Raw genomic sequence first — 12715 nt, forward strand, 5'->3', positions numbered from 1 at the left:
CTCTGCGCCTCTGCGTGAGCTGTTCAGTGCCTGTCAGCGTCGCACGGGAACTGCCTACTTCACGTCAACAACCTTGACGCCCGCCGTCGACGCACCGGCGCTCACATAACCAATGGCGCCGGCGTTGGCCTTCACATAGGCCACCACCTCGTCATCCGAGGCCTTGGTGGGCGGCGGCACGTCCTTGCCCGAGAAGATCTGCTGCTGCCAGTAGCTCTCCACCGCCGCGACGCCACGGCCAAGTACGCTCTTGGAGAACGCGGCCCGCACACTGCTGCCCTTGGCCTGATCGACCGGCTGAGCGGCCGTGCCGTTGGGGAACTTCGTGGTCTGCTTGAGGAACAGCTTGGTCACCACGTCGCCCGAAAGATCGGCGGTCGAATTGGCGCTGTTCACGATAACCTTCACGTCCTGGGCCGCGGCCGGCGTGGCCACCACGAACAGGGCCAGCATCGCGAGAACGGTAAAAATCTTGCGCATCATGATGGGTTCCTCAGAAGCTGAAGGCGACGGAGAGCAACCCGTAATAGGTCCGCTGAGCCGGCGCGAGACGCGCCACCAGCGGCGGGGCCGTGGGCACGATCACCGACGGCACCGGCGTGTCAAACTGATAGCCCTCCACGCGATGCCCCTCGAGCTTGAAGGCCACCTGCGCCGACGGCTTGTACGACACACCCAGCGCCACATCCTGGTTGAGTGGCAGCGCCAGATTCGGGATGGGCGTATTGGCGAAGCGCACCATGTTGCGTCCGTCGTTGTACTCGGCCACCAGGGTGAGCTGCTCGGTGGGATTCACGCCGGCCTGCACGTAGTACGACGAGAAGTCCACGAAGTTGGGCGACTTGGTCTGCTTGAACGTCGTGTATTCGGCTCGCGCAAAGGCCTTGGAGAACACCGCCTCCGCCGAATACAGGAATGTCGTCGTGCGATTCGGCCGCTGCGCCTCCGGCAACGTGGCACTCGGCGTGCTCATGTAGTTGTTGGCGAACGCGCCAACGCGCACGCCATCAATGGGCGTGTTCACCCAGAGCTGACCACCCACCGTGTTCTCGTTGCGCGTGTTGACCACACTCACGCCGGTGGACGTGGGAATCTGCGCCTTGAGATCGTAGCCGCCGCCAAAAAGCGTGGCGTCGATGGACCAGTCGCTGCCAAGATCAAAGGGCTTGCGCAGTACCACGCCGTCCACGAACTCGAGTGTCTCACCGTACACCGCATTGCCCACGCGGAAGAGCGGAAGCAGCGTGCCGATGTAGCGGATCTCGTTGAAAATGCCGCGCGGCAAGGGGTTGCGACCGGCCTTGAGCGAGAGTCCGTTGTCGAAGCGATGCTCGTAGAAGGCCCACACCGGTTCGACATCGGGCGTGACGGCGTTGAGCGGGCTGCTGCCGATTTTGCGGTGCAGCAACTGCGTCACCACGCGATCCTTGTCAGAAATCTTGTAGCCGAACTGCAGCGCCAGAATCTGATAGTCCGACGTGCCGTCTTTCGTAATGCCCGTGACGGGCAGTCGATCGGACTTGCCGTAGGCAATCGTCGCCGATCCGTGAATGCTGAGGCGATCGTCCTGCTGCGCCTGGGCGGAGGCCGACACCGTCATGCCGGCGAGGAATACCATGGCCGCCGTGCGGCCGTGCTTCAATTGCGTGAACATGCTGGGGAGTTATCGGATGAATCAGTCGGAATAGCGTCGTTCCACTGTGACGATGGGCGGTGCATCGCTTGATGCACCGCCCATCGTTCACATCACCGGCGTCGGATCAGAACGATTCGAGAATGTCGTCGGAGTCCCCGTCCTCATCGAACGGGATGAGTGCCGCGGCACTCACCGGGAAGACATCGTCGGACTTCTCAGCGGCGGCCTGACCACCGCGGACCGGGGCAGCGCTGCGCGCCGGAGCCGGCTTGCCCACACCGCGCTTGGCGGCACGGGAGTTTGCAGGGGCCGTGGCCGCCCGACGCGCCGCCGACGTGACCGCCGGAGCGGCCGCGCTGTGGCTGATCGGGCGACCACGGTCACCCAGGTCGAACTGCGCGGCCAGCTCCTGCATTTCCGCCGACTGCGCCGACAGCTCGGCCGCGGCACTCGCCGATTCCTCGGCGTTGGCGGCGGTGCGCTGCGTGAGCCCACTGATCTGCGACATTGCGGTCGTGACCTCGGCGAGCTCCTTCTCCTGCTCCACCGCGCCTTCGGCGATGTTGTTCATGATCGTCGTGGCGCGCTGCACGCCGGTGCGGATCTCTTCGAGACGACGCTTCACGCTCTCGTTGAGCTGCACACCGGTCTCGGCCTTCGCCACCGACTCCTCGATGAGCGTCGCCGTGTTGCGCGAGGCTTCCGAGGCGCGGATGGCCAGGCTGCGCACTTCATCAGCCACCACCGCGAAGCCCTTGCCTGCATCACCAGCGCGGGCCGCTTCCACGGCCGCGTTGAGGGCCAGCAGGTTCGTCTGGAAGGCAATCTCGTCGATCGTCTTCACGATCTTCGCCGTCGCGTCGGCCGACTTCTTGATCTCGGCCACCGCATCGGCCAGCGCCGTCATGCGCTCCACACCCTGCTCGGTCGTCTGCGTGGCCTTGTCCATCGCCGCACGGGCTTCGGCAGCGTCAGCCGCGTTGGCCTTCGTGCGCTCGTCCACCACCTTGATGCGGTTCGACACCTGGTCGATGGCACCAGCCTGATCGGCGGCACCACTCGCCAGCTCCTGGCTGCCGTCGCCGATCTCGCGCGCCGCCGAGTTCACCTGGCTGATGGCCTGCGTCAGCGACGCGAACACCTCGCTGATGTTCTCGAGGGCCATGTTGAGCGACTCCTTGATGGCGGCGTGTTCGCCGACATAGTTGCCACGAACACGGGCCGAGAGGTCACGCGCGGCCACGCGGGCCAGCACGTCCTTGGCTTCGGTGATCGGCTCGATGACCGAGTCGAGCGTGGAGTTCGTGCCCGACACCAGCTCGGCGTAGGCGCCGCGGAAGTTGTCCGGATTGCCACGCTTGGAGAGGTCACCATGCTTGGCCGCGTCGATCACGCTGTTGATCTCACCCACCACGCCCTGCAGCGTGTCGGTGGCGCCATTGATGCTGCGCGAGAGCACGTCGTGCTCGCTGCGCACTTCCACCTTGGCGCTCAGGTCACCCGTCGCGAGGCGATCGGCCGCACGCGCCACCCCACCGATGTAGGAGAGCATGCCGCGGAAGGCCTCGGCCAGCTCGCCGATTTCGTCCTTCGACTGCAGGTCCACCTGCAAATCGATCTTGCCGCGAGCAATGTCACGGCCGGCATCGGACAGCGTGCGCATGGCGCCGATGATGCTGGTCAGCGTGCCCCAGGCCAGCACGCCGAGCGCCGCCAGCGCCACCACCAGCACGGCCGTGGTGACGTAGAACTGCGTGCTCTGCAGCTTGCCCGCCGAGGCGAAGGCCGTGGTGATGGCCGTATCCGACTGGGCAATCTGCGTGGAGATTTCGCCAGACAGTGTGGCGTACTTCTCCTTCACCTGCGTCATGCCGCCCATCAGGTCTTCCATCGAGCCCGTGATCATGCCGGTGCTCGATGCCTTGGCCGTCTCGGCATAGCCGACAAAGTCCGCGCCGATCTTGGCGATGGTGGCCGAGTCGGTGGTGGCGTTCGCCGCCAGCGAATCGTTCACCGCCTTGAACTCGGCAATGAGCGCGTCGGCCGCCGTGATGGCCGCCGTATCGCTGGCACCCACGGCATCACGCAGCGCGCGCTGGTAGGTCTCGAGCGTCGCGAGCTGCTTGCGGCTCTGTTCCAACGCCGGGGAATAGCCCGTGCGAATGGTGGTCAATTCGGATTGAGCCCGCCGACCGAGAACCAGAGTGGTGCCCAGCGTCACGAGGAAGCCGAGCGCGGCCACGACGGGGAGGGCCAGGATCTTGGCCTTCAAGGTAAGTGATCGAAACATGTGGGGTGAGTGCGAAGATCGGATTGCCAAGGTGCGGACGAAGGTCCACACACGCCTCGCTGTCGGGTATCGGACCGGGCGCCAATGCACTTGAGCGTCAATCACCAATCGAGGGTCAGAGTGTCACACTGCCGGCACAGTCGTCACCGCTGTGCGGGTCCGAGGTCAACAATGTGACGGTACAAAACACCGAACCCCCGGCGTCGGTCAGATCGACCGGGCCGGGGGTTCGGATCAAACAGGGATGGGCTCAGAGCCCGTCGAGCAGCGAATCGTTGTTGCTGGTGGCGGCAATGCGCTTGATGAGCCACTCCATGCCGGCCTGCGGTGGCAACTGATGCAGGCCGCGCCGCAACAGATGCACCTTATCCAACTGGTCGGGACGATAGAGCTTCTCCTCGCGCCGCGTGCCACTGGTGGCGATGTCGAAGGCGGGGAAGATGCGGCGGTCGGCCAGCGAGCGATCCAGCTTGATTTCGCAGTTGCCGGTGCCCTTGAACTCTTCGAAGATCACGTCGTCCATGCGCGAGCCGGTTTCCACCAGCGCCGTGGCGATGATGGTGAGCGAGCCGCCACCGTGCTGCGGCGCAATCATGCGCGCCGAGCCGAAGAAGGCCTTGGGCTTCTGCATGGCGGTGGCATCGAGGCCACCCGACATCGTGCGACCCGTCCCGCGATCGACGGTGTTGTGCGCACGCGCCAGACGCGTGATGGAGTCGAGCACGATGACAACATCCTTGCCGAGCTCTACGAGGCGACGCGCACGCTCGAGTGTCATCTCGGCCACTTCCACGTGCCGCTTGGGCGGCATGTCGAAGCTCGAGGCCACCACTTCGCCGTAGCCCCAGGTGATCATCTCGCTCACTTCTTCCGGGCGCTCATCCACCAGCAGCACAAACAGGACGGCCTGCGGATGATTGACGGCGACGCCTTCAACGATGGCCTGGAGCAGCGTCGTCTTGCCGGCGCGTGCCGGCGCCACGATGAGTGCACGCTGCCCATAACCAATGGGGGCGATGAGATCGATGGCGCGACGCGTGAGCTCAGGACCGGTCTTGGCCGGACGACCCGTCTCCAGCGTGAGCTTGCGGTCGGGATAACTGGCAATGAGGGTGTTGAAGTCGGGGCGCTTCTCGAGCACCACCGGTGACCCCTCGTTGAGCTGCTGCACTTCGACGACGCTGTAACGCCCGCGATGATCGCGGCCGTAGGTCACGTCGAGCTTGTCGCCGCGACGCAACTGATGCAGACGCACCAGTGCCGGCGGTACAAACGGATCGGTGGGCTCGGGCAGGTAGCTGTTCTCCGCGCGACGCAGGAAGCCACCATCACGCGAGGGGTCGAACCAGCCGGACATGGTGCCTTCGACCGCCACGGCGGCCGATGGGACCCGCTCAATCCCGCCATCAGGCGTCGGGACCGCGGCGCCGGGTGCACCGCCCTCACGCCGGAAGCGGTTGCGACCGCGACGGCCGTTGCGCCGGAAGCCACGATCGTTGTTGTCAAAGCGCTCGGGACGATCCCCACCCTCAGGCGCGGGACGTTCCGCGGCCACCGGACGCTCGGGACGCTCGGCGCGCTCCGGGCGATCGAAGCGCTCGTTGCGCCCCCGATTGCGGCCACGGCGACGGCCACCGCGCTCGCGACGGTCATTGAACGTGCGGTCGCCACGGTTGTCAGGACGGTCGTTCCGCTCGGCGGGCGGATCCACGCGATCGAAGGCGCGATCGTAGCGATTGCCGCCTTCGAGCTGATCACGCGAAATGCGCTCGGCCGGGTCCCAGATGGGCGCGGGAATGGGCTCAGGGCGCGGTTCGGGACGTGGTTCGAACGCGCGCTCAAAGCGGGGATCCAGAGGGCGTTCGGGTCGCTCGGGGCGCTCGGTGCGAGTCTCAACGCGCGGTTCGGGGCGCGGCTCATGGCTAGGCTCAGCGCGCGGCTCAGCGCGAGGCGCCGGTGCGGCGGCCGGCGGACTGGCGGACTCGCTGGCTTCGGCCTTGGGTCGTCGTGTTTGTCGTGGACGACGCGGGCGCTCGCCGTCGGTCTCGGCAGAGGCCGCGGGCGCAGGAGGTGGAGTCGGGGTCGCGCCGGTCTCGTCGGACTTGGCGGCGCGCTTGCGAGGAGCCCGCTTCACGGGCGCATCGAGGTATGGATTGTCGTCCCCGGCGGGTTCCGGGGCGGGCCGCGTACGAGGGCGGCGAGTCGGCTTCGGTTCGGTCATTCGACTACTGCGAGTGGGACAAACGGCGTGCGACCGATCGGACACACGCTCGGCGTCAAGCTGCGCCGTGCGGCACGAAGGTGCGGCACGACCCGGCCTGTGGCCACGGGACGCTGGGACCGGGACGGCCCAGGGAGGCGCGAACGCGCAAAATGCTCTTGTGCGGGTACTCGGGGGACGGAAAGGATGACCGTCTCACTGCCGGCGACGCGTCTGCGCGTTGCCGGTACCGCTGGGGGGAACACACGGAGGGCAATCCTCCGGTCGCTCGATGGGCCGCGTTGGGCTCTGCCAGGGCGCGCGCCAAAGGGGGCGCCGCAGCGATACATCCACCGTCGAGGTGCAGTGAGTATTGCGCCGCCCGACGCTTCGCGCAACCCTCGACTTCTACCCCGCCGGTACCGAAAAGGTTTCACTGGTCGGGAATTCCCGTCGCTTTCCGCCCCGGACCTTCTAGCTTTGTGGGCATGATCGCACCCCTGCTCGACCTCCCGGCCGCTCTGGCCGAGGCCGTGGGCGCCTACGAGGCCTCCGGCAATGTCGGCGCCCTGATGGAGCGCCTGCACCACCTGCGCGACGGCGCCATGCCCGACGCCATCGTGTCGGCGGCAGAAGTCTGGCTGCACATGCCGGAAGTCACCGGGCCCCTCTACGAAAAGGTGGTCGCGGAACAGCCCACCAACACCCGGGCGCTCGTCATTCTGGCCAACGCCTACTGGCTCTCGGGACGCGGGCCCGATGTCGTGGGGGAGCTGGCCAATCGCGCCCTCGCGCTCGACCCGGAGAACCGCGCCGCCTGGCATCTCTGGGCGCTCACCGAAGCCAATCAGCGCGACCGCACGGTACGCTGGCTGCAGGTCACGCAGCGCTTTTCAGACGACCTGCTGGCCAAGGCGGCCCTGGCCGACAATGCGGCCTCGCTGGCCGCCGCCGAGCATGACAAGGAAGCGCTCGCGCTGGCCATCGCCACCTACGAAGACCTCTGGAATCACTCGCCCACCGCACAGCAGCGCGCAGCGCTCGAAACGGCCCTGGCGACACTCCGCAAGTATGAGTTCTGACCCGCGTCGACGCATCGCCTTACCACCGACTCACCGCACTGCAGCATGAGCGACACCCTCAGCGGCGGCCCGCCGCACGATCACGCCACACCGGGCGAAAGCGCGGCCCTCGCCGAATTCCGGCAGTTCCGCGAGCGCATGAACACGCGCATCCTTGGCGAAAACAACCTCGTCATCAATCGCTTCTTCAACCTCGATGGTCGCGCATACGAAGGCGGCGCACTCGACGTGAAGACGAAGGAGCTGCTGGGACTCGTTGCCTCCCTCGTGCTGCGCTGTGACGACTGCATCACCTACCACATCGTGCGCTGCGCTGAAGAAGGCGTGACACGCGATGAGGTCTTCGAAACCATGAGCATCGGCCTCATCGTTGGCGGCAGTATCGTCATTCCGCATCTGCGCCGAGCGGTCGACCGCTGGGACGACTGCGAACGCATGCGCAGTGCGCCGAGCGCCTGAACGCCAATTGGCTGAATGCCAAGGGGCTGCAGGCCCATTGGTTGAATGCCAGGCACCTGCCGGTCAGGGCCTGGCGATGGTGTTCGGGTTGCCGTCGGAGACGTAACGCGCCCACTTGCTGCCGGGCTTGTCCATCTCGTTGAGTGTCGTGGTGAGATTCGTGCCGCCCTGCAGCGGCACGCGCGGCAGCTTGCCCGCATCGAACAACGGATCGTGCGGGCTGCGCGCGGGGCCGCCGGCCACCTCGAACACCGCCTCGTGTTTGTAGCGCACCACCTTCTTGCTCTTGGGATCCGTCCATGAGCCGCTGCGAGTGAGCGCGCGGTTCTTTGGCCACAGCCCGTAGGGCAGCGCCAGCCCACGCACCTGGTAGCCGGGCACAGCGGAATCGATGGCCATGGCGCCGCGCGCCAACTGCTCCTGCACCACGGCATCGGAATACTTGCTGAGCTTGGCGTGCCAGAGTGTGTGGTTGCACAGCTCGAAGCCCATCTCGTGCAACTGCCGAACCTTCTTGAGGCGCCACTCGGTCTTCTGACCGTCGATGCCCTTGTTGCCAAAGAAGGCATGCCCGGCGTCGGCGGCCGGTAGCATGCAGAACACCCCGCGCGTCTGCCATTCGGGATGCGCCTTGATGAAGTCGAGCAGAATGCCCAGCGCGCTGGTGGGATCGATGACCAGCTGACCGTTGCGCTCGAGGTAGCGGAACTGACTCGGCGACGCGTCATCGAAGGTGAACAGCACTGGAGACTTGCCCGCCGGAATGTCGATGCGCTTGTCGAGGTACGACGCCAGCGAGATCGGCACATAGCCCCGACGATGCAGCTCCTCCAGCTCGGCACGGAATCGCTCGCGCGAGACCTTGTACGTGCCGTCCTTGTCCACCACCTGATGCCATTCCACGATCGGAATCCGACCCAGCTCATTCGGGGTACGTACGGCGTTGGCGACGGGTCTGGCACTTTCCCGTCCCTGCGCCCGTAGGGCGGCAGGCGTAGCACCTGACACACTGCCAACCACCCCACCCATCAGCGCGAGCGCGCCCAGTCCCGATCTGACCGTCCCGCTCCATCTCCACCCGCAGTCCGCTCCAACCTTTTGGGCGCCTGGCGCTGTCTCACGCACCATGGTGCGTGACGCCACGCTTGGTGCGCCCGTGACGGAGTTCTGGTGAGAGCGCGCGACAGAACGAGAGACCAGCGACAGCAGACGTGACATGGGGCGGGGCAACCAACCGGAAATCGTGATGGCGGAGCAGCGGTGACTCCCGAGGAAGCTAACAAGCCACCGGCCGAATCGTCGGCTGGCGCGCCAGCAGAACGCCTGCTGGATCACGACCGCGCGCAGGCAGCCGCGCCCCGCCCCTCGTGGGTGGCGCGCACGCTTGTGCGTTGGCAAACCGGTCGTCGCGCCGCCCTGCTGCGTGTACTGCGTCGCGCGGCGCCCGCCCTTGGCATCGCGGCCGCGCTCACGGCCCTCACCTCCGCCTCCTGGTGGTACAGCTGCGGCTGGCATGGCTGCCCCTCGCCGGCGCAGTTGCAGGCCTGGCAGCCCAGTGAGGGCGGGGCCCTGCTCGCGCGCGACAGCGGGTTCGTGAGTTCGCTGACCATGATCAAGCGGCACAATGTGTCGCTCGACAAGGTGCCGCTGCATGTGCAGCAGGCGTTCATCGCCGTCGAAGATCGGCGCTTCCGGGACCACGAAGGCATCGACTGGCGGGGGGTGGCACGCGCGGCCGTGGCCAATGTGCGCGCGGGTGGCGTGCGCGAGGGCGCCAGCACCATCACCATGCAGTTGGCGCGCAATGTCTTTCTCGGCACACGCGCCGCGGAGCGGAGCTGGGGACGCAAGTTGCTCGAAGTGCGCTATGCCGGACTGATCGAGCGCGCGCTCAACAAGGATGACATTCTCGAGCGCTACCTGAACGCCATCTATCTCGGCAACGGCGTGTACGGTGTCGAAGCCGCGTCGCGTGATCTCTTCGGCAAGGGTGTCCGGGACATCACGCTCGGTGAGGCCGCACTGCTGGCCGGTCTGCCCAAGGCGCCGTCCACGTATTCGCCGCGCAACAGTCGCGCCCGGGCCCTGGCGCGCCGCGACGTCGTGTTTGCGGTGCTCGAGGAGACGGGCGCGGCGTCCGCGTCCGCGTTGGCGCGTGCCCGTCGCACGCCGCTCAAGTTTGCGCGGCGCGAGTACGTACCGTCGCGCACGATGGACTCCTGGGCCGTCGAAGCCGCGCGTGGCACCATCGACTCGCTGCGCCGCATTGGTGTCTTGCCGCGCGGGCTGGCGGATTCGGAGTTGCGCGTGTGGACCACCATCGACCGCCGGGCGCAGGTGGCCGCCGAGCGCGCGGTAGCGGCGCAGGCGCAGCGTATCGACGAGGAACGACAGTGGAGCGGGCAGTCCACGCGTGGCGCGCGTCGCACGCAGGGCGCGCTCGTGGCCATGGATCCCGTCAACGGCGCCGTGCGTGCCATCGTGGGCGGGCGCTCCGTCGAGCGCAAAGGCTTCAATCGCGCACTCAAGGCCAAGCGTCAGCCGGGGTCGACCTTCAAGCCGTTTGTGTACGCGGCCGCACTGCAGCAGGGCTTCACCACGGCCACGCTGGTGGATGATGAACCGGTGGCAGTGGACGCCGGCCGTGATGTCTGGCGGCCCGCCAACTACGGCGACGACTACGCGGGCCGCATCACGCTGCGCGAAGCCCTCGCGCGTTCTGCCAATGCCGCCACGGTGCGCGTCAGCCGTGATGTGGGCGTGGAGCGCATCGCGGGGCTCGCGCAGTCACAGGGCATCAGCAGTACACTGCCGCTGGTGCCCGCCCTCGCCCTCGGCGCGGCCAGCGTTACCCCGCTCGAACTCACGGCCAGCTACGCGCCGTTCGCCAACGGCGGTGAGCGCGTCACGCCCCTGCTGGTCACTCGCATTGAGAACCGTTTTGGTGACGTGCTCTGGTCCGCGCCCAATGCCGCGCGTCGTCGGGTCATTGCCGTAGAAGACGCGTTTCTCGTGACGTCCATGCTGCAGACGGTGGTCGATGACGGTACCGGACGTGCCGTGCGCGATGCCGGCATTCGCGGGCCGGTGGCAGGCAAGACCGGCACCACCAACGACGGTACCGACGTGTGGTTCGTGGGATACACGCCGTCGCTCGTCGCGGGCGTGTGGTTCGGCGCCGATGAACCGCAGCCGCTTGGCTGGAATGCCAGCGGTGGCCGGCTGGCGGCGCCCGCCTGGGCGCGATTCCTTCGCGAAAGTGGCTACGCTCCTGAACGCGAAGCGCCTTGGCGCGTGCCCGCGGGCATTGAGTCGCGGCAGGTGGACATCGCCACCGGCGCGCTCGCCAGCGACTGGTGCGGCCCGGCGCGGCGCGAGTACTTCAAGCGCGGCACGGCTCCCACCAAGTCCTGCGAGCAATCGGACTATCTGGCCATGCGCGACATGGACGACTGGGACGATCACGACGACGATGATGGCCGTCGTGACGATATGCGCGGCAACCGACGGGAGCTCGATGTCGAGGGCCTCACTCGTGAAGCCATCGAGGAAGCGCTGGAAGGCATCCTCGACGCGTCGGAGGCCAATGACAAGGCCCGTCGCGTGGCGCGCAGCATGATCCGCGAAATCCAACGCGCGGCAGAGCGCAATGTCGAGCGCGTGTCACAGCAGGCCACCCAGCAGGCCGCTCAGCAGGCGGAGCGCGAACGACAGCGCGCCCGCGCTGCCGCTCGCGACCGCATCCGCTAGGGCTCTACCCGCGAAGGACGCCGAGCCAATCGCGCGATGTGCCCTCGTAGCCCGGGAACATCGTGCGCAGGTCTTTTGCACCGAGATGACGTGAGGCCACTTCCGCAAACACGGCGCGGAAGTCGGTCGTGAGTGCGAGATCGCGGCCCTCATACAACTGCTCGGGCGCCAAACCAGGCCAGCGGCCGTGCACTTTCTGCGCACTGCCCAACGCACCGCCGATCACGAACATCGCGCCGGCATGTCCGTGGTCGGTACCGCCCGTGCCGTTCTGTCGCACCGTACGGCCAAACTCCGAACAGGTGAGGATGACCACGTCCTCCATGCGATCACCCAGGTCGGCGACCAGCGCAGCAATGCTGTCGCCAAAATCGCTGAGCCGATTGGCGAGCTGACCCTGCGCCGCCCCCTGATTCACGTGTGTATCCCAACCGCCAATGTCGGCGAACGCCACTTCGAGTCCGACGCCGGCCTTGATGAGCTGCGCGATCTGCAGCAGGCGCTGACCGAACTGTGAGCGCGGATACTGCGCGCCGCTGGCCGGTCGGTACTGCTGCGGATTGGCGGCGCGCAGCACCTTGAGCGCTTCGAACATGTCACTGCCACTGCCGTGCACGAGGTCGGCCGAGCCCGTGCGGTACAGAGCTTCGAGACGGCGCTCCGCGTCGCCGCCGTTGGTACGGATGCTGAACTCGTCGATGGAATTCATGGCCACCACCGGCGCCTTGCCCTCGAGAATGCGCGGCGTCTGCGCGCTCATGGCCACGGCGCGAAACGCCTTGGACGTCTCGGGCGTGCAGGCCTCGCAGGTCCCCTGCACGGCCAGGTATCGGTTGAGCCAGCCATCCGTCGTGCCTTTGCGATCGGGCGTGCCGGTCTCCATGTAGTCCTGCGCATCGAAGTGCGAGCGCGTGGCACTTGGGCTGCCGACCGCATGAATGGGCGCGAGCAGTCCGCGATCCCACAGCGGCTTGAGCGGCGACAGCGACGGATGCAAACCGTAGAAGCCATCGAGATCGATGGCGCCGAGCGACCCGTTGTTGCGCGCGGGTGAGCCAATGGCCAGTTGTGGACGCGCCTTGTAGTACTGTGCGTCGCCAAAGGGCACCAGCACGTTCAGTGCGTCAGCCGCGCCGCGCTGAAAGAGTACGATGAGGGTCTTGCCACGCGCGGCGCGCGGCAAGTCCATGGCCAGGGCGGTGCGGCGCAGGAAGCTGGGGCTCAGGCCCAGCGTCATCAGCGATAGCGCACCACCCTTGAGAAATACGCGACGATTCATGGTTCCGTCCGGCAAAGGT

General features: G+C 66.8%; 9 protein-coding genes. 3 read left to right on the top strand and 6 right to left on the bottom strand.

From position 1 onward, the window contains the following. Window positions 1-54: 54 nt before the first annotated feature. The 4 genes from B2747_RS15310 to rho all read right to left on the bottom strand — a co-directional run bounded on the left by B2747_RS15310 (window position 55) and on the right by rho (window position 6060). Entirely contained in the window at window positions 55-483 is a 429-nt protein-coding gene (locus B2747_RS15310; RefSeq protein WP_291162816.1) for a substrate-binding domain-containing protein, read from the bottom strand. A 10-nt stretch (window positions 484-493) separates the two neighbouring features. Continuing rightward, window positions 494-1654: a hypothetical protein gene (locus B2747_RS15315; protein WP_291162818.1), complete on the bottom strand. Its 1161-nt coding sequence runs from the start codon at window positions 1652-1654 to the stop codon at window positions 494-496. A 106-nt stretch (window positions 1655-1760) separates the two neighbouring features. Beyond that, window positions 1761-3926 (bottom strand): methyl-accepting chemotaxis protein, encoded by a 2166-nt coding sequence (locus B2747_RS15320; protein ID WP_291162821.1) that lies wholly within the window; start codon window positions 3924-3926, stop codon window positions 1761-1763. A 250-nt stretch (window positions 3927-4176) separates the two neighbouring features. After that, window positions 4177-6060 (bottom strand): transcription termination factor Rho, encoded by a 1884-nt coding sequence (rho, locus tag B2747_RS15325; RefSeq protein WP_291162824.1) that lies wholly within the window; start codon window positions 6058-6060, stop codon window positions 4177-4179. 554 nt (window positions 6061-6614) lie between these two features. On the opposite strand from rho, the gene B2747_RS15330 reads away from it, so the two are divergent. Continuing rightward, a complete protein-coding gene (locus B2747_RS15330) occupies window positions 6615-7208 on the top strand; it encodes a hypothetical protein (protein WP_291162826.1) in 594 nt (197 codons plus the stop codon). 45 nt (window positions 7209-7253) lie between these two features. After that, window positions 7254-7667 (top strand): carboxymuconolactone decarboxylase family protein, encoded by a 414-nt coding sequence (locus tag B2747_RS15335; RefSeq protein ID WP_291162828.1) that lies wholly within the window; start codon window positions 7254-7256, stop codon window positions 7665-7667. Between the two features lie 63 nt (window positions 7668-7730). Here B2747_RS15335 and B2747_RS15340 read toward each other — a convergent pair whose 3' ends face one another. Further along, a complete protein-coding gene (locus B2747_RS15340) occupies window positions 7731-8570 on the bottom strand; it encodes a polysaccharide deacetylase family protein (protein ID WP_291162830.1) in 840 nt (279 codons plus the stop codon). Window positions 8571-8927: 357 nt separating this feature from the next. Here B2747_RS15340 and B2747_RS15345 point away from each other — a divergent pair, with 357 nt between their 5' ends. Then, complete coding sequence (locus B2747_RS15345; RefSeq protein ID WP_291162833.1) at window positions 8928-11417, top strand: penicillin-binding protein 1A; 2490 nt, start codon at window positions 8928-8930, stop codon at window positions 11415-11417. A 4-nt stretch (window positions 11418-11421) separates the two neighbouring features. On the opposite strand, the gene B2747_RS15350 is transcribed toward B2747_RS15345, so the two are convergent. Then, a complete protein-coding gene (locus B2747_RS15350) occupies window positions 11422-12696 on the bottom strand; it encodes a DUF1501 domain-containing protein (RefSeq protein ID WP_291162836.1) in 1275 nt (424 codons plus the stop codon). Between the last annotated feature and the right edge of the window lie 19 nt (window positions 12697-12715).

The organism is Gemmatimonas sp. UBA7669, assembly GCF_002483225.1.
In the GTDB taxonomy this organism is placed as follows: Bacteria; Gemmatimonadota; Gemmatimonadetes; order Gemmatimonadales; family Gemmatimonadaceae; genus Gemmatimonas.